At 37.4% G+C, this 18,174-nt stretch carries 13 protein-coding genes, 17 tRNA genes and 2 rRNA genes; 24 read left to right on the plus strand and 8 right to left on the minus strand.

Annotated elements, in window-relative coordinates; translation table 11 throughout:
• The 18 genes from G6554_RS22255 to G6554_RS22340 form a co-directional block, all read left to right on the plus strand.
• Positions 1-132: ribosomal RNA gene (locus tag G6554_RS22255) — 23S ribosomal RNA — on the plus strand; the annotation flags it as partial.
• 126 nt (positions 133-258) lie between these two features.
• Positions 259-375: ribosomal RNA gene (gene rrf / locus G6554_RS22260) — 5S ribosomal RNA — on the plus strand.
• Positions 376-389: 14 nt separating this feature from the next.
• Positions 390-464 (plus strand) — tRNA-Asn (locus G6554_RS22265).
• Positions 465-471: 7 nt separating this feature from the next.
• Positions 472-563, plus strand: a tRNA-Ser gene (locus G6554_RS22270).
• A 14-nt stretch (positions 564-577) separates the two neighbouring features.
• Positions 578-652 (plus strand) — tRNA-Glu (locus G6554_RS22275).
• A gap of 6 nt (positions 653-658) precedes the next feature.
• A tRNA-Val gene (locus G6554_RS22280) sits at positions 659-734 on the plus strand.
• 11 nt (positions 735-745) lie between these two features.
• Positions 746-819: transfer RNA gene (locus G6554_RS22285), tRNA-Met, on the plus strand.
• A 3-nt stretch (positions 820-822) separates the two neighbouring features.
• Positions 823-899 (plus strand) — tRNA-Asp (locus G6554_RS22290).
• Between the two features lie 8 nt (positions 900-907).
• Positions 908-983 (plus strand) — tRNA-Phe (locus G6554_RS22295).
• Positions 984-997: 14 nt separating this feature from the next.
• Positions 998-1,070: transfer RNA gene (locus G6554_RS22300), tRNA-Thr, on the plus strand.
• Between the two features lie 31 nt (positions 1,071-1,101).
• Positions 1,102-1,186, plus strand: a tRNA-Tyr gene (locus G6554_RS22305).
• A 5-nt stretch (positions 1,187-1,191) separates the two neighbouring features.
• Positions 1,192-1,265, plus strand: a tRNA-Trp gene (locus tag G6554_RS22310).
• Between the two features lie 11 nt (positions 1,266-1,276).
• Positions 1,277-1,352, plus strand: a tRNA-His gene (locus G6554_RS22315).
• 40 nt (positions 1,353-1,392) lie between these two features.
• Positions 1,393-1,467 (plus strand) — tRNA-Gln (locus tag G6554_RS22320).
• Positions 1,468-1,471: 4 nt separating this feature from the next.
• Positions 1,472-1,546, plus strand: a tRNA-Gly gene (locus tag G6554_RS22325).
• Positions 1,547-1,554: 8 nt separating this feature from the next.
• Positions 1,555-1,628 (plus strand) — tRNA-Cys (locus G6554_RS22330).
• A gap of 44 nt (positions 1,629-1,672) precedes the next feature.
• A tRNA-Leu gene (locus tag G6554_RS22335) sits at positions 1,673-1,758 on the plus strand.
• Positions 1,759-1,781: 23 nt separating this feature from the next.
• Positions 1,782-1,863 (plus strand) — tRNA-Leu (locus tag G6554_RS22340).
• Positions 1,864-2,362: 499 nt separating this feature from the next.
• Here the strand turns inward: G6554_RS22340 and lgt are convergent.
• The 3 genes from lgt to G6554_RS22355 form a co-directional block, all read right to left on the minus strand.
• The gene (gene lgt, locus G6554_RS22345; protein ID WP_242637938.1) at positions 2,363-3,193 is read right to left on the minus strand and encodes a prolipoprotein diacylglyceryl transferase; all 831 of its coding nucleotides are present in this window, start codon (positions 3,191-3,193) and stop codon (positions 2,363-2,365) included.
• Positions 3,194-3,485: 292 nt separating this feature from the next.
• Positions 3,486-4,001, minus strand: a complete 516-nt coding sequence (gene lepB / locus G6554_RS22350) for a signal peptidase I (protein ID WP_166245987.1) — start codon at positions 3,999-4,001, stop codon at positions 3,486-3,488.
• Between the two features lie 64 nt (positions 4,002-4,065).
• On the minus strand, positions 4,066-4,845 hold the full coding sequence (locus G6554_RS22355; protein WP_166245989.1) for a DUF6448 family protein: 780 nt from the start codon (positions 4,843-4,845) through the stop codon (positions 4,066-4,068).
• Between the two features lie 476 nt (positions 4,846-5,321).
• Between G6554_RS22355 and G6554_RS22360 the strand changes: the two genes are divergently transcribed.
• A tRNA-Gly gene (locus tag G6554_RS22360) sits at positions 5,322-5,395 on the plus strand.
• Between the two features lie 76 nt (positions 5,396-5,471).
• Here G6554_RS22360 and G6554_RS22365 read toward each other — a convergent pair.
• Positions 5,472-6,143: a B3/B4 domain-containing protein gene (locus G6554_RS22365; protein ID WP_166245991.1), complete on the minus strand. Its 672-nt coding sequence runs from the start codon at positions 6,141-6,143 to the stop codon at positions 5,472-5,474.
• 109 nt (positions 6,144-6,252) lie between these two features.
• Here G6554_RS22365 and queG point away from each other — a divergent pair, with 109 nt between their 5' ends.
• From queG to yhbH, 5 genes are all read left to right on the plus strand, one after another.
• Positions 6,253-7,383 carry a tRNA epoxyqueuosine(34) reductase QueG gene (gene queG, locus G6554_RS22370; RefSeq protein ID WP_166245993.1) on the plus strand — a complete coding sequence of 377 codons (1,131 nt, stop codon included), beginning with the start codon at positions 6,253-6,255 and terminating at the stop codon, positions 7,381-7,383.
• Between the two features lie 87 nt (positions 7,384-7,470).
• Positions 7,471-8,349, plus strand: coding sequence for an amidase domain-containing protein (locus G6554_RS22375; RefSeq protein WP_166245995.1), 879 nt, complete (start codon positions 7,471-7,473; stop codon positions 8,347-8,349).
• A 72-nt stretch (positions 8,350-8,421) separates the two neighbouring features.
• Complete coding sequence (gene trmL / locus G6554_RS22380; RefSeq protein ID WP_166246042.1) at positions 8,422-8,895, plus strand: tRNA (uridine(34)/cytosine(34)/5-carboxymethylaminomethyluridine(34)-2'-O)-methyltransferase TrmL; 474 nt, start codon at positions 8,422-8,424, stop codon at positions 8,893-8,895.
• A 351-nt stretch (positions 8,896-9,246) separates the two neighbouring features.
• Positions 9,247-11,142 carry a PrkA family serine protein kinase gene (locus G6554_RS22385; protein ID WP_166245997.1) on the plus strand — a complete coding sequence of 632 codons (1,896 nt, stop codon included), beginning with the start codon at positions 9,247-9,249 and terminating at the stop codon, positions 11,140-11,142.
• Between the two features lie 261 nt (positions 11,143-11,403).
• Entirely contained in the window at positions 11,404-12,573 is a 1,170-nt protein-coding gene (yhbH, locus tag G6554_RS22390; RefSeq protein WP_166245999.1) for a sporulation protein YhbH, read from the plus strand.
• Between the two features lie 335 nt (positions 12,574-12,908).
• Here yhbH and G6554_RS22395 read toward each other — a convergent pair whose 3' ends face one another.
• From G6554_RS22395 to G6554_RS22410, 4 genes are all read right to left on the minus strand, one after another.
• Positions 12,909-15,392: a hypothetical protein gene (locus G6554_RS22395; RefSeq protein WP_166246001.1), complete on the minus strand. Its 2,484-nt coding sequence runs from the start codon at positions 15,390-15,392 to the stop codon at positions 12,909-12,911.
• A 97-nt stretch (positions 15,393-15,489) separates the two neighbouring features.
• On the minus strand, positions 15,490-17,040 hold the full coding sequence (locus G6554_RS22400) for a recombinase family protein (RefSeq protein ID WP_166246003.1): 1,551 nt from the start codon (positions 17,038-17,040) through the stop codon (positions 15,490-15,492).
• A 46-nt stretch (positions 17,041-17,086) separates the two neighbouring features.
• Entirely contained in the window at positions 17,087-17,581 is a 495-nt protein-coding gene (locus G6554_RS22405; RefSeq protein WP_347564339.1) for an ImmA/IrrE family metallo-endopeptidase, read from the minus strand.
• A 17-nt stretch (positions 17,582-17,598) separates the two neighbouring features.
• A complete protein-coding gene (locus G6554_RS22410) occupies positions 17,599-18,045 on the minus strand; it encodes a helix-turn-helix domain-containing protein (RefSeq protein WP_166246047.1) in 447 nt (148 codons plus the stop codon).
• Positions 18,046-18,174 lie beyond the last annotated feature (129 nt).

An 18,174-nucleotide genomic window follows, 5' to 3' on the forward strand; every position in this document is an offset into this window, starting at 1 on the left:
CCCCCTCAAGATGAGATTTCCCATAGCGCAAGCTAGTAAGAACCCTGAAAGATGATCAGGTTGATAGGTCAGAGGTGGAAGCGTGGCGACATGTGGAGCTGACTGATACTAATCGTTCGAGGACTTATCCTAATTTTAGGTAAACTCAAGTTTACAAACTTCTTCTGCATTATCTAGTTTTGAGAGAATGAAAAAATTTAAAATTTCTCTTGAAAAAAACAAAAAAGACATTATAATAAAATAGTGTCGAAAAAATAGTCTGGTAATAATGGCGAGAAGGTCACACCCGTTCCCATACCGAACACGGAAGTTAAGCTTCTCAGCGCCGATGGTAGTTGGGGCATGCGCCCCTGTGAGAGTAGGACGTTGCCAGGCTGTTATCTTATTATTCCGCAGTAGCTCAGTGGTAGAGCTATCGGCTGTTAACCGATCGGTCGTAGGTTCGAGTCCTACCTGCGGAGCCATTTATATGGAGAGCTGTCCGAGTGGCCGAAGGAGCACGATTGGAAATCGTGTAGGCGGGTAACCCTGTCTCAAGGGTTCAAATCCCTTGCTCTCCGCCATAAATATTCATTATGGCCCCTTGGTCAAGCGGTTAAGACACCTCCCTTTCACGGAGGTAACACGGGTTCGAGTCCCGTAGGGGTCACCATCATTCGGAGGATTAGCTCAGCTGGGAGAGCATCTGCCTTACAAGCAGAGGGTCGGCGGTTCGATCCCGTCATCCTCCACCATATTTTATTATCGCGGGGTGGAGCAGTCCGGTAGCTCGTCGGGCTCATAACCCGAAGGTCGCAGGTTCAAATCCTGTCCCCGCAATTTGGTCTGGTAGTTCAGTTGGTTAGAATGCCTGCCTGTCACGCAGGAGGTCGCGGGTTCGAGTCCCGTCCAGACCGCCATCTAGAGTGGCTCAGTAGCTCAGTCGGTAGAGCAAAGGACTGAAAATCCTTGTGTCGGCGGTTCGATTCCGTCCTGAGCCACCATTTTTCTTTTGATTGCCGATGTAGCTCAATTGGTAGAGCAACTGAATCGTAATCAGTAGGTTGGGGGTTCAATTCCTCTCGTCGGCACCTTAAGCTGGCAATTACTTTACTTATATGTGGAGGGGTAGCGAAGTGGCTAAACGCGGCGGACTGTAAATCCGCTCCCTCCGGGTTCGGCGGTTCGAATCCGTCCCCCTCCACCATTTATAGGGGTATAGTTTAAAGGTAGAACGAAGGTCTCCAAAACCTTTGGTGTGGGTTCAATTCCTACTACCCCTGCCAATATAGTTATGGCGATTGTGGCGAAGTGGTTAACGCACCTGATTGTGGTTCAGGCATTCGTGGGTTCGATTCCCATCAGTCGCCCCATAATATTTTTATTGAATATCTTTAAGAGTTATATTATCATTGGGCTATAGCCAAGCGGTAAGGCATCGCACTTTGACTGCGACATGCGTTGGTTCAAATCCAGCTAGCCCAGCCATTTTGCGGAAGTAGTTCAGTGGTAGAACATCACCTTGCCAAGGTGGGGGTCGCGGGTTCGAATCCCGTCTTCCGCTCCAAATAATCCGGCGGCATAGCCAAGTGGTAAGGCAGAGGTCTGCAAAACCTTTACCACCGGTTCGAATCCGGTTGCCGCCTCCAAAATTCACTTACAAACTTTAAATATGCTAAGGCGAATTTATTTCGCCGGGGTGGCGGAACTGGCAGACGCACAGGACTTAAAATCCTGCGGTAGGTGACTACCGTACCGGTTCGATTCCGGTCCTCGGCATTGCTTTACAAACATTTTAATATGCCGGTGTGGCGGAATTGGCAGACGCGCACGACTCAAAATCGTGTTCCGTGAGGAGTGTCGGTTCGACCCCGACCACCGGTATCACAAAGACTACGTTATCATTCGCTCAATAAGCGAGAATATGCGTAATATCAAGCGTTTTCTACTACGGTAGAAGACGCTTTTTATTGTTTTAAGCATCAAAATTACCGTTAACTACTGCGCTCTAATCGTGTGCGACGAATATTACGGCAATATACAGGAGGTAGTATTTAATGGCAAGACGTAGCAGAGCTTAAGCCGTACCATATGACGGAAGAGCACATTAAAGAGAACGTTATTTTATATTTGCGCAAATACAAGGGCACTAAAGTAGTTACGGTGAATACTTTAGTGCGTGTGCTGCGGGCGTTCTTTAATTTTCTACATAGAGAGAAGCAAATCCCGAACATTCCTTTCGAAAATATTAAGCTATTAAAAGACAGAGAGCATATTATAGCGACCTTTACGAAAGAACAACTGAAAACCTTATTCAGTCAACCCAACTTAAAGACGTTTACAAGCGTTAGAGATTATACGATGGTGTTGCTTTTTACTTCTCTTATTGTATTATTTCACCATTATATTTATTATTTGCTTGACCTGACTTACGTCGATGAATAATGATTACGACACCAATAATAAAGATCAAAATCGAAATTATTTGTGCAATTCTTAGTGAACCAAAAATATAAAGACTATCCGTACGCATACCTTCTATAAAAAAGCGACCAATAGAATACCAGATAACATAACTTAAAAATACCTCACCTCTTCGCGGATTATATCTACGTAAAATAAGTAAGAATGCCAGTCCTAAAATATTCCATAGGGACTCATATAGGAAAGTAGGGTGATACAAAACCCCTTCAATAACCATTTGATTGGAAATAAAATTAGGCAGGTAGTGAAGAAAATGATTATAGGCTGCTTCTGAAACAGGGCCACCATGGGCTTCCTGGTTCATGAAATTTCCCCACCGCCCAATTGCTTGTCCTAAGATAATGCCTGGTGCTGCAATGTCAGCTAATTTCCAGAACGATATCTTTTTTACACGTGCAAATATGACGGCAGTAATGACTGAGCCAATTAGAGCACCGTGGATAGCAATACCGCCTTCCCAAATGGCAAACACACCCCACCAAGGTCCATCAACATATTGATCCCATTCAAAAATAACGTAGTAAATTCTAGCAGAGATGACTGCAACCGGAATGGCAAAAATAACAAGATCTACAAAAAGGTCTTTCTTCAATCCAAGGCGATTAGCTTCCTTTATCGAAAGCCACAGTCCTGAAATTATACTTATTGCAATAATAACCCCATACCAATAAATAGTAATCGGCCCAATATTTAGAAATACCCTATCTAGGGCAGAACCACTAAACGTCAAACGTATCACTCCTTCATCCATCTAAATCTATTTTTGTACGACCCGCAAAAAGTTCAATACTAAAAACCTTTATCAAAACCGATTGAATTTATTAATAATATTTGTATGTTTTTTCATCTTTTTCATTTGCATATTTCAGAAGTGAGCGTGAAAAAGAAGATGTGTGAAGGCAACTACCCCCACTATATAGTGAACTGTTTCAGAAAGTAGAACATCGTTAAAAGGTTTAACTTTACGAACCTAGTCGTAAGAGGAAATTATTACATTAAGGTACTTCATTCCTCAAATTCACCTACCTAAGTATAGATGCTCTATTAAAAGGGAATACAATGAAAACTGCTTTTCCTTTAATATTTTTTTCTGAAATAAACGGATCTTTCCATAAACGACTGTCTAAAGAGTGTTGGCGATAATCTCCTAAAAACAAATATTTCCCATTAGGTACTTTAAACTTTCCAGATCGATTATCTGGATACTTTACATAGGTTTCATCTAGCATATGTCCATTGATAAAAACTGAACCATTTTCTTTAATTTCAACTGAATCATTTGGTAACCCAATCACCCTTTTAACCATTGTTTCTTTATATTCATTAGAGTAAAAAACTAATATTTCGCCTCTTTTTATCTTTTTCACATTATGAATTCTTGTAGTAATAATTCTGTCATTTGGTTTTATGGTAGGGTACATAGAGCCACTGGGAACTAAAATTTCAAAAAAAAGAAACTTATTAATGACGAATGCCATAATCACTACAGTAACGATGAAGGGAATCCAATTTTTCAGTGATTTTTTAACTAAATTCATAGCATTGCCCCCTTATTTATAAAACGATTCCCCTCCACTTAAGGCGGGAGGGGAATGGTGGATTTTATTTTTTTGAATGCTCTTTATGATATTTAACCGCGAAAGTTAAAGTTGTAGCAAACAGAATACCTGCTAAACTCCATGGAATTACTGGTAAAGATTCTGCCCCTTTTTGACTTTCTTTATCATTAGATTTTTCACTTGCTTCTGTAGTTGCATGCTCGTCTCCTTGAGCAGCATGTTCGTCTGTCACTTGATGTTCGCCACCAGCTTCATGGCCTTCTTCTTCACCTTCTGCAAATTTGAAGAATTTAACGTAAGCTTCAATATATTCTCTACCAGCCTCAACATTATTTACATCATAATCCTTTAAGGACATTACTTTATCAAATCGCTCTTGTAATTCAGCCATTTTTTCTTTTGGTACATATTTTTCTACAGGTGATAAATTCCCTACTTCAATACTCTTATCTGCTGCTGCAATTTTTTCATCGATGGGTGTTCCATGAGGTTTAACACCGGTAAATGGCGCACCCTCAAATGCTCTGTGAATTCTGACCAGATTTTCAAACAAGTAATTATCTGCAAGCTCCTTTGCTTCCGGACTTAACTCTCTGACCTTCATGGTTAAATCAAATATCCGAGTGACCTCTTTCTCATCATCTGGCTGGACCCACTTTAGAATATAGCTAGGATTATTGGATTCAATAGCCTTTTTTGCGTCTCCAACAGTAGGCCCATCCATCGTATCACAATGAGCACTTGCCATTGTAGGTACGATAGCAATGACGGCTAATGCCATTAATAGTGCACCAAAAAATTTTGGCTTTTTGATTTTCTTCATACAAACTACCTCCTAATAAAATGTTACTCAAACATTTTGTTTGATTGAGTATGTTTTTATTTTAAAAAGCAAATTTGTACTACATAGGGACTAATTGTGAACTTTTTTGTTCATTAGCATAGCATTTATTTCATGTGGCTTTCACGTAGCCAAAGCCCGATTTTCATACGATCAATCGCTTCCGTTCGAATCGGAATTTGATGATTACTGGATTAAATTTTAGCAACAATTTTTATTTGTTTGGTGGTTGTTGAAATCGATACAGGTCACATAAAAGGTTCATAGTGTAAAGTGGATGCGGAAAAAAACAAAGAGTGTACTCTGAAAGGATCACATTGCCATTGGAACTAATAATAATTTTTGATCAGGTAGAAAAATCGACAAAATTCGCAAAAATGACTTGACGCAGAAAGAGATTGTGTGTAATATTGTAAAGGTCAGGTTCGTTCATAAAACGTTCATATTTTCTAAAATGTGCGGGTGTAGTTTAGTGGTAAAACCTCAGCCTTCCAAGCTGATGTTGTGAGTTCGATTCTCATCACCCGCTCCATACATATTAACTAACGCAGTGTATCGTTACATAGGAGAACGATGCATTGCGTTTTTTCTATTGAAAAAAAGATGCCTCACGGGCATCCGAGAATTCGACAGGAAGCTTCTCCTCCATGTAATTGTGTAAACATGTTCATTAAGGATTCAGTCAACCTCATAGCATTTTCCATATCGGTTGAAGGCCGTAAATAAATAATTTGCAAAGCTTGTTTCGTATCAAATGTCACCGGAGTTCTCTCCGAATCGACAAAAGGACTCCCAAAAGGCCCTTCTTGATCAGCTGCAACAATCAACCGTTCTAAAGAATTCTTCCTCCCATTTAATCCGATGTACGCTTCATCAACGTCACCAATTCGAATTTCAATAGGCCCCTGTACTAGATCAAGGTCATAAATTCCAATCGGTACCTGATATTGCAGCGAGAAAAAATTATTCATATCAATGGCGCTTTGAACGGATGACAGATAATTTTGCTTTTGGACTCTCCTAAATATGCTTTCTGCAGCATGGCGATAGCGGTTTGGATCCTTTCCTGTCTTTTTAAAAATATTCCGCCATTCTCGTATTCCTGGAAGGTCTGTTACCTGTTTATTTTCCAAATCAAAATAAATGGACTCTTGGAAAAGCCGCAGCCTGCCTTTCAGCATTTGTGGTGATTCCCCAACCGTGATATTCCTGTATTCAATAACCCCAAGCTTAAAGTCGGGAATTTGCGCGATTATTTCCGTTGAAAGTTGAATTTCCAACGATTCCACCTCCAAATTTCATTGAAAATAGTTTATCATAAATAAATGTGCTGCTAATAATTTTACCCCATTAAATAGATCAAATTTATTGGAAAGGAGGGAACTTTACATGGACGTGCAGAAATTCAAAGAAGAACTTATCACCTTTAGTAAAGAAATAGGAATTGATAAGATTGGTTTTACCACCGCCGACCCTTTCTCTGAATTGAAAAACAGATTAATAAGACAGCAGGAGCTGGGCTATCAATCGGGATTTGAGGAACCGGATATTGAGAAGCGGGTAACCCCTGCATTATTGCTCGAAGATCCGCAATCGATCATTTCGATTGCCTTAGCCTATCCATCAAAAATGAAGGATCGTGTGGTAAGTAAGAAGGGCGAGCGCAGGGGAATTTTCAGCAGGGCTTCATGGGGGCTTGACTATCATCATATTATTCGAGACAAGCTGAAAAAACTAGAGGATTTCATCAAAGCGAAGGTACCGGATGCCAGATTGAAATCAATGGTTGATACTGGAGAGCTTTCAGATCGTGCCGTAGCAGAACGGGCGGGGATAGGCTGGAGTGGAAAGAACTGTGCCATAATAACCCCGGAATTTGGCTCATACATTTATATAGGTGAAATGATTACCAGTATCCCGTTTGAATCTGACATACCAATTGAAGACCAATGCGGGTCATGCACAAAGTGTTTGGAGGCATGTCCAACAGGAGCATTAATCCAGGGCGGCCAGATAAATGCCCAGCGTTGTATTTCATTTTTAACACAAACAAAGGGGTTTATTCCCGATGAATTCCGTGAAAAGATAGGCAATCGCGTCTATGGTTGTGATTCCTGCCAAACGGCTTGTCCACATAACAAGGGGAAAAACTTTCATTTTCATACAGAGATGGAACCGGATCCTGAGGTAGCCAAACCATTATTAAAACCTATATTAAAATTAAGCAATCGTGAATTTAAAAATAAGTTCGGCGATGTAGCCGGTTCATGGAGAGGGAAGAAGCCAATTCAACGAAATGCTATGATTGCTCTTGCTCATTTTAAGGATGAAACGGCAGTTCCAGACTTAATTGAGGTATTAGAAAATGAAGCAAGTCCTATAGCGCGGGGAACAGCTGCTTACGCTCTAGGAAAAATTGGCGGAGAATTGGCATTTGCTGCGTTAGTAAAGGCAAAAAAAGTGGAAGCAGATTCCGAAGTTCAAGAGGAAATTGATAAAGCTTTGCGTTTAACTAAATGAGTGAAGAGCAAACCACCTGGGTTTTGCTCTTTTTTTATATTAATTTGCAGCTGGCCTCATATGTATAAAAAGAGAGGGGTGAAGAATATGCGTAAATTACTTCAAGACTTATTTGAAAAAAGACTAGATTTATTTGTTTCTGAAAAAAGAGGCAATAAATTATTTTTTCCAAAGGCCGAACGCAAACATGCGGCTGCGGCAAAAAGGTCAGCAGAAATCGTTAAAGTGAAGGCATCGGGCAACATCATAGAGGAAGGTGTGGAAGATGAATTTCAAACTGTAAAATACCACGCACATTACCAATATTTAATAAAACAAAAGGATCTGCTTTATTTAGAAGAAGAAATGGAGGTAAGGATTGCTAAGTTTTACAAAGGGGCATTAGTCATGGATGAGGAAATTACCACGCCTACTAGTAATCCGCAACAAGATCAAGATGTGACAGATTCCCATTTGGACGAACCGGATCATCGGATAAGCTACTCCTATAATCGCCTTAAGGCAGTCCAATACGCGGAGCGCTGGTGGAACACACATAATCCTGCTTTTAAATCATTTGAAAATAATTGTACGAATTATATTTCTCAATGTCTTAGAGCTGGAGAGGCGCCTATGAGGGGGCATCCGAACCGCGGTAATGGCTGGTGGTATCAGTATACGAATTGGAGCTACAGTTGGGCAGTGGCGCATTCCCTAAAAAACTATCTGGGAAATTCGAAGAACGGCCTCAGAGCGAGGGAAGTCAGCAGCCCTGATCAGTTGATTTTAGGGGACATTATTTGCTATGACTTTGAAGGAGACGGCAGGTTTAACCATAATACGATTGTGACCGGAAAAGATGCCAATGGGATGCCTTTAGTAAATGCCAATACTTATAATAGTCGGATGCGGTACTGGGCATATGAGGATTCTACTGCCTATACTCCGAACATTAAATATAAGTTTTATGCCATTATCGATGAATAACGATCTCCCTCCTTGAACAGATCGATGAAAGTGGTATAATTGCCAGTAGAGTTTTTATTTGAGGTGAAATCCGTGTCAAACCATGTTGTCTTATACCAGCCACAAATACCATCTAATACAGGGAACATTGCCCGAACTTGTGCAGGAACCGATACTGCTTTGCATTTAATTCGTCCGCTGGGTTTTTCAACTGACGATAAGATGTTAAAGAGAGCAGGTTTGGATTATTGGGAATATGTAAATATAACATACTACGATTCTTTAGAAGAATTTTATGAAGAGAATGCCGGTGGTGAATTTTTCTATATTACCAAATTTGGGGAGAAACAATATAGCAGTTTTGATTATAGTAATTTGGGTAAGGATTATTATTTTATTTTTGGGAGAGAAACAACGGGTCTTCCAAAAGAGGTTATTGAAAAAAATAAAGCAACTGCCCTTAGAATTCCCATGACTGAGCATATTCGTTCCTTAAATTTATCTAATACGGCTGCCATTCTCATTTATGAAGCATTGCGTCAGCAAAATTTTGCACACTTAACCTAAACAATAAAAAAGGCAGCCAACCGGCAGCCTTTTTTATATTTCGCTTTTCTTATTTATTTTCGCCTGGTTTATCATTATAACCTGAAGTAAGAATTGCTGATAAGAATGCAATCATTACTAAAATAACGATGAAAGTGTTCATGTTATGTATTGCCCCCTTCGTCATACAACTTTTCATTTTTTTTACCATATAATTTTATTATAGCCTAACTTTAAAAAATGAAAAGGGCAAGTTTCCTTTTATTGAAATAAAAATAGGGAGTAACTCAAGATGGTTACGCATGTTCAAGTTCCTTGGTGCATAGAGTATATTAATCGTCTCTGATTAAGCTACTACAGGGGGAGGGCCTTATGGATATTTTAAAAAAAATCGAGATGTTTCGCGAAGAAGAAGAAAAGCTCCGTTGGGAAGGGACATTCGCTGATTATTTACAGTTGTTAAAAGAGAAGCCATGGGTAGCACAATCTGCACATTCACGAGTTTATAATATGCTTAAGGATGCTGGAATAACCGAAGAAAAAGGGACGAGGAAGTACGAATTCTTCAGTAATCAATTATTTGGGTTAGAGGAGTCACTAGAGCGGTTGGTTGAGGAATACTTCCATCCGGCAGCAAAACGATTGGATGTTAGAAAACGGATATTACTGTTAATGGGCCCTGTAAGTGGTGGGAAATCCACCCTTGTTACGATGCTAAAAAGAGGGCTAGAGGCCTACTCACTTACGGATCGCGGTTCTGTTTTTGCGATTAAAGGCTGTCCAATGCATGAGGATCCACTTCACTTAATTCCTCATCATTTACGAAAGGATTTCCATGACGAGTATGGGATTCGGATTGAAGGTAATCTCTCACCATTGAATATGATGCGTCTTGAGCAGGAGTATGGCGGCAGAATTGAAGATGTTTTAGTAGAAAGAATCTTTTTCTCAGAGGATAAACGAACAGGGATTGGAACTTTTAGTCCATCCGATCCTAAATCACAGGACATTGCCGATTTAACGGGAAGCATTGATTTTTCAACAATTGCCGAATTTGGTTCCGAATCAGATCCACGTGCCTACCGCTTTGATGGGGAACTCAATAAGGCAAACCGCGGGATGATGGAGTTCCAGGAAATGCTAAAATGTGATGAGAAATTCCTCTGGCATTTATTATCTTTAACGCAAGAAGGAAACTTTAAAGCAGGCAGGTTCGCGCTTATTTCTGCTGATGAACTGATTGTGGCCCATACAAACGAAACGGAATATCGATCCTTTATTTCAAATAAGAAAAATGAAGCACTCCATTCGAGAATTATCGTTATGCCGATTCCTTATAACTTGAAGGCTTCGCAGGAAGAAAGAATTTATGAAAAGATGATTAACGAAAGTGATGTGTCCGATGTTCATATTGCACCGCATACCCTAAAGGTAGCAGCAATGTTTACCATATTAACGCGTTTAAAGGAACCGAAAAAAGGTGATATCGACTTACTAAAGAAAATGCGCCTTTATGATGGTGAGAGTGTGGAGGGCTTTAATACGGCCGATGTTGAGGAACTGAAGCGCGAATATCCTGATGAAGGAATGAGCGGAATTGACCCTCGTTATGTGATAAACCGGATTTCGTCCACCATTATCCGAAAGGAAGTACCATCCATTAATGCACTGGATGTATTACGGTCATTAAAAGATGGGCTTGATCAACACCCATCAATTACTGCGGAGCTACGTGACCGCTATATGAATTATATCTCTTTAGCACGAAAAGAATATGATAATATTGCCAAGAAGGAAGTCCAAAAGGCATTTGTATACTCGTATGAAGAATCGGCAAAAACGTTAATGGATAATTATCTTGATAACGTGGAGGCTTACTGTAATAAGAACAAGCTCCGTGACCAATTAACCGGAGAAGAAATCAATCCAGATGAAAAGCTGATGCGTTCCATTGAAGAGCAGATTGGTATTTCTGAAAATGCCAAAAAGGCCTTCCGGGAAGAGGTATTAATTCGAATTTCAGCCTTTGCTAGGAAAGGCAAGCGTTTTGATTACAATTCTCATGATCGCTTAAGGGAAGCCATTCAAAAGAAGCTGTTTGCGGATCTTAAGGATGTTGTCAAGATTACCACTTCTTCGAAAACTCCAGATGAGCAGCAGTTGAAGAAGATTAATGATGTTGTTGCTCGGTTAGTGGATGAACATGGCTATAACTCAACATCGGCAAATGAATTATTGCGTTATGTTGGAAGTTTATTAAACAGATAATGTGGATTAAAATATCAAGGACTGACAGAACGTATCTGTCAGTCCCTTTTTTTCCAATTCAATTTTTGAAGATAGGATAGAACTAGTCCATTTTCGTAGGCGATTGCCCAATTGTCGAAATTATTTGTAAATTATTCTCTATCTTTGCATAGGATAAAGTAATCTATACTTTACCTACATTTTTTCGCTCGCGTTATCTTATGAATTCCGTTAAAAAAGTGTGCAGGATTAAATGAAATAATTTAATAAGGAGGGTATATAATGTCAACTGATAACCATCAATTTGTGATTTCAAGAGAAGATTGGTCCCTCCACCGTAAAGGCCACGATGACCAAGTACGGCATCAGGAAAAAGTCCAGGAGGCAATTCGCAACAATCTTCCAGACTTAATTACAGAAGAGAGCATCATCATGTCAAATGGTCGAGATGTGGTAAAAATCCCGATCCGTTCATTAGACGAATATAAAATCCGTTATAATTATGACAAAAACAAACACGTGGGCCAAGGTGAGGGTGACAGTCAAGTCGGTGATGTAGTAGCACGTGACGGATCAAGCGGTCAAAAAGCTCCCGGTAAAGGCCAAGGGGCTGGGGACCAAGCCGGTGAAGATTATTTTGAAGCTGAGGTTTCATTAATGGAGCTTGAGGAAGCATTATTTAAGCAATTAGAGCTTCCTAATTTAAAGAAAAAAGAAGAGCAAGAGCATCTCGTTGAAAATATTGAATTTAATGATATTAGAAAAACAGGATTAATGGGGAACATTGATAAAAAACGGACGATGATGTCCGCCTTTAAACGAAATGCCATGACAGGAAAGCCGGCATTCCATCCCATTTACAAAGAGGATTTGAAGTTTAAGACATGGAATGAAGTGGTGAAACCAGATTCGAAAGCTGTTGTCATTGCGATGATGGATACGAGTGGCTCAATGGGAATATGGGAAAAGTATATGGCACGCAGCTTTTTCTTTTGGATGACCCGGTTTTTACGAACAAAATACGAAACAGTTGAAATTGAGTTTATCGCTCACCACACCGAGGCGAAAACAGTATCTGAGGAGGATTTCTTCTCAAAAGGAGAGAGCGGTGGAACTATTTGTTCATCCGCATACCGCAAAGCCCTGGAGATCATTGACACTAAATATAATCCGCGAAAGTTCAACATCTACCCATTCCACTTTTCAGACGGTGATAATCTCACATCGGATAACGCCCGTTGTGTGAAGCTAGTTGAAGAATTAATGAAGGTATCTAACATGTTTGGTTATGGCGAGGTCAATCAGTATAATCGTACACCATCTACACTTATGAGGGCATATGGTAAAATTAAAGATGATCAATTTATTTATTATATATTAAAACAAAAGCTTGATATTATACACGCTTTAAAGCATTTCTTTCCGAGAGAAATTCCGGTGACACTAGGGTAGAAGGTAGATCTTCCTGCATTCTATATTTTTGGATAATTTTTATCACAAATTCATCCAGTTTGTTTAACTCTTAAACAAGCAAAATATTATTTTCTATATTTTATCAAATATATATACAAAGATTTTATAATTTGTTATATTTATATTTATAAATGGGTATTATAAGTAATTACAAGGAGTGATATTAAATGAATACTAATAATTCCTCTGACATAAAAATTACTGAACGTGACATAAAAAATGAGGGTACTAAAAGGGATAAAAATTCGAACAAGGCTACAAATGTAATTGAAATAAATATAAAATAAAGGAGCCGTTTATAGGCTCCTTTTTTATTAATCCTTATCCTCATCAAGAAGATTCACATCTTCTCGATCTATCAAATCTTCTTCGAGAGTAATCGCTGCTGGTAAATCTGTTTCCTCATATTTTAAACCAAATTCTTTTATAAGGGTCTCGTAATCTTTTTTGAACCTTTCATCTTTATCAAAACCTTCTGATATATACCTTATGGCTTCTTCGGGCTTGTTACATCTTTTACATAAAAAACGAGCAAGTTCTAGATAAAATTTTTGTTCAAATTGCTTGATGTACTTAAGATCTTTTCCTTTTTCAGATTCCATAGCCTCTTTATAATAATATTTTCCTTTTTCTTCTGCAGTTTCCAAAGAAGGTTCATTAATAAAATACCAATACCCTAAAGTAGCTAGTGGTAAAGTAATATCACCTTTAGTTTTTATCACACTCTCCAAAATACTTTTTGTAGATAGTTTGTTTATTCCTAATTCAATATCCTCATAGCATAAATGGTTTATTTTTTCAATTAATGCATTAACTAAAAACAAGTTATCATCTTTAATTATATTATCTAACATACTTGGTTCAATAAGGATGTTAGCGCATTCGTATGAGGAAATATTATTTTTCTTCATAAAGTCATTATAGGTATTATCTAGGGCAAAAGGATGCTCAAATAAGGTAGAATTTTCAGTAATGATAATATTTACTTGGCATGTTTTAAAATCATTATTTTCTAGAGTGTAATATTTGTTTAATGGAATATTTAATTTTAAATCATAAATCCCAAAAAACACATGTATATCTAAAATTAGATTTGAAAGTTTAATCATTGATACTCTGTTGCTGAATTGAACATCCACTGAAGGGTCCGATTTCAAAAATTGGAAAGTGTGGTTAATAATTTCATTCGTAACCCGGGTTTGTCTTTTTTCAATTTCATCTTGAAGTTTGATGATATCGGACGTGTTAATCATTGAAATAGTAGAATTAAAATATCTAGGTTCGGTACCGATAATGTTTGTTGCTAACGGTTCATTATGAAAATCTTTATAGCTACTAGAAAGTTCTTCAAAGAACTCATTGAAAGCAGACTTTAGATCAGAAACGGAAAAAGTAATAATATTATCCTGATCAGAATTAAACCAAAAAATCCATCTTCCGTCGGAATCTAAAGTAAGATATAAAAGGGTAGAAATAGTATTTAATGATGTTTCATAAATAAAGTATTTATTTCTATTTGTAATATTAGATGTAAAATTTAAGGCATGTATAATTTTACTTTTATCAAATTGAGAATCTAAATGTAAGACTGACATAAAAAGACCAATATTTTTATTTTCCTCTTCTGACAAAAGGTCATCTGGAAATGTAATATCCACACTGTAAAGAGGACAGGAAATAGTTTTTTTTATCATTTTTTTGTCTATTTCAGAAGAATCGCTTAACTCATCTGTCTCAATAGAGTTTTCGAGAGGCTTTTCTTCATCTTGCCTTTCTTCATCACTATTATTAACTTCATTGATTTCAATAATACTTCCAATGGTATAGACGAGTATTGCCATTTCTTTTACAGATGTTTTTACATCAAAGTCGAATTCATAATCTGCCGTCTGCCTTAACCAATATAATCTTAAAGCTACTGCATAGAACAACCACACTTCACAATTATTATTTTCCTTATATGATTCTTTCAAACAAAAGGCTATAGTAGCTTTAACTTCTTTTTCTTGATTTCTTTCGGACTCTAGTTCAGTTGTTAATTCTTGATAAATCATATTATATTTTTCAGTTGAACCGTCAATATAATAATTTAAACTAAAAAGGTAGTTTGAAAGATAGCCAATATAAGAAACAAGTTTTTCAGAATAATTTTTTTCGTTTTCCATCGTGTACCTAAGAAGCATAAATGGATCTACCTTAGGACGTGAGGTATGGTGATGTAACAAATCTTGAATATCCTCTGTTGACTCCATCTTTATCTTCCCATTACCTTCATAAATATCCTTGAACTTTAAAAACATTCGACTGGTATAATGTTCTATTTCATCAAATATAATATCATGGTCAGATAGATTAAGGGTTGTATTAAAGTAATGATACATAAGACTGCTAGTGTATTTGTGCAAAGAGTAATATAGAAGACTTGCGCAGGTTCTTAAATCATTTTTTAATAAAGCCCCTGTGGATAATTCGAGATTTTCCTTAGAGGTACTACTATAAACCTCGTACCGTTTTGCAACATGACGAAAAATCCTTTTTCTAATATCCTCTATTTCTTTTTCATCATCCAGAATCGGAAAAAAAGCGATATAATCCTTCGTAAGCTCAATTGTTTTTTTCTCTTTTTTGTTAATTAATTTTACAAAGAACTCTGTACTTGGTTGAACTTTATTCACTTCATATTCATCTGAGCGAAATTCTGAAAACAATCTATGAAAAGTATAAGGATTAATAATTTTTCCAAAATAAAATTTGGTTGCAAAGTTTTCTGCAATGGGAGTAAGGATATTACTTGACATAAAGCCCTCCGGGATTAATTATTTCTTATATTCTTTTAACAAAATATCATATTAATTGTAATAATTATACTAATAATTCATGGGAATCGAATCCATGTTATATTTTTGGATAAATTTTTATCACAAATTCATCTTTTTTGGTCCAGTCTATTTTTCGCAAGAAAGTTGCCTTTTCTAGAATCGATTTTAATAATCGGTTTTTCTTTTCTATTTCGCTGGTATGCCGGTAGGCTTGCAGTACCTTTTTTACTTTTGGGATAAACTCATAGACATTTTTCGATTTCATTTCTTCATTGAAAATTTCTTCTTTCAGCTGTTGAGATTCACTTTCAAGTTTTTTTATTCTTTCAACAATGTTTTGCTGACGTTCCATAAAGGTGGGAACATCATAAACATTTTGTTCCAATAGGTCATGGAGATTATTTTTTTGTTTTGCAAGTTCATTGATTTCCTCTTGCTTTTTTTTAAATGCTTTTTGTTTTAAAGGAATATTTGATGTCTCCTTTGGTGTTCCTTGCTGCTGTTTAAACTCAAATCTTTTTACATACTCTTCTAAGGCAGTTAGGAGCCTATCTTCCACTATTGGAAAGGAAGCACCTTTTTGGATTCCTTTGCATCCTGGCTTAGGGCAGCGAATCATAGCGCTTGGTCTGTCTTTTCTCGGAAAATGTACCATGGTGTAGCCACATACCTCGCATTTCAAGATACCCGCAAGTGGATTTGACAGAGTCTTTGAAGTAACAGTGGATGGTCTATATCTGCCAGTGTGTGCCCGATTGGCGGCCAAAAATAATTCTTGTGAAACCAAGGGTTCATGGGCATCTACTTTTCTAATCCATTCTTCTGGAGGCATCTTCTTTCTTTTATACTTTCCCCCACGCTTGGTGTAGGTAATTTTCCCCCATATGATTTCACCAAGATAGACTTCATTCTTAATGATGGCTGTAATAGTGGATGGAGACCATAACTCCCTCTTTTCATCCGGTGGTTTAATCCCAAGTTTGTCTAATTCGTGAGCAACCTGAATCCGTCCATATCCATTTCGCATCATTTCAAACATTTTCTTCACTACCCATGCAGTTTCTGGATCCGGATAGAGCTTTAAGTTTTCATCTCTTAAATATCCATAAGGGGGCTTTTTTGAAATGGATTTTCCTTGCCTTGCTTTGTCTCTTCGTCCACCTTGTAATCGTTTGGTGATTGATTTCAACTCTTGTCGGGCAACAATCGATTTAACCCCAAATACTAACTCCCAGGATTCTGCCTCAGGATCATAGAATTCCGTTGGAGTAATCAGTTTGATATTGTTATAGCGGAAGGCTCTATCTAGTATTCCGGAATCATACATATCCCCACGGCCAAGACGATCCACATCCATTACTAAAACAGCATCTGCTTCGCCTTGATCCATCCGTTTCAGCATCTTTTGTATTTCCGTCCGTTCAACAATGGATTCCCCTGTTACCAATTCTTCAAAGGTATCAATCAAGTTATGTTCTTCTCTTTTTATTACTTCGAAGAGGTTCCTTCGGTGTCTAGCAAGGGTATCATAGTCCCTCCCCTCAGCAGCTGCTTTCTTCTCTTCGTCCACATCTGCCCGACTTTTCCTCAAATACAAGAATATATCCAACCCTTTTTGGCGATACATTTATAATTCACCTCTACTCACAGTATAACCATCAATACCCATAACTTTAAAAATGAAAAGCCCTATTATAGGAGTGGGCTTTTTGTTCTGATTGAAAGACTATTTTATTAATAGTTTTTAATCTTGCTAGTCCTCTTGGAACACAGCAAATATCTCCAATTTCATCAATTGATAGTTTAGTATTCTCATATTCCTTCAAAATATCGTCAGTCATCAAGAATTCCACCGCAAAAGTATTTGCTTCGACTTCAACTTTATCAATTGAAAAAAGAGTGTTATTTCTTAAAAACGGTGTATTTGACCTAGGATGTAACACAGCATGCCCTAACTCATGGGAACAGACAAATTGTTGTATTTCATCACTTAGATTGTTATTTATGAATATGTACTTGTTTTTCCTATCATATTTATAAAAACCATTAATTTCTTCATGCAGATTCCATGGTACAACGTGTATGTTCATCATCGATGCGATTACAAATGGATTATCTGATTTATATTTTTTTTGCAAATAAATTACCAGGTCTTTAATCCAACTCACTTAGATCCCTCGCATCCCTACTTGGTGTCTTCATCTTTTCGGTATTTTTTAGGAATGTATTTCTTGTTAATACGCTGAGTTTGGCGTACAACATGTTCCATGGCTTCCATAAGAGACTCAATTGCCTCTTCACTCATTGGTTCTCCATTAAAACTTAGTCCATCCTGTTTGGCCAGATCGTTTTTTATTTGCTCCATCCTCTTGGCTATGTCCTTATCATCTTTGCTTGTTTGCGAAGGAATCTGTTGTTTTGATTCTGATCTTCCTTGCAAATAATCAGTAGTAACATCAAAAATATCTGCAAGCTTATTAACTGTTTCCAAGGGAGGTTGTTTTGTACCATTTTCATATGCTGTGTATGTAGATCTAGCAACACCTATTTTATTAGCTAAATAACCTTGTGTGAATTTGCTATTTTCCTTTTTCATTTGTTCTCTTAGATATTTTAATCTTTTTCCTAAAATCTCCATAAAAACCACTTCATTTCTATATTTCTTACTCTTATTATAATGTTACTTAAAGAAACTTAAATAAAATGTTACTAATAGTATAAAAATATTTTAAATAGCTGTTGACATGTTACCTAAAGGAAC

The organism is Bacillus sp. MM2020_4 (genome assembly GCF_011250555.1).
GTDB lineage: Bacteria > Bacillota > Bacilli > Bacillales > Cytobacillaceae > Neobacillus.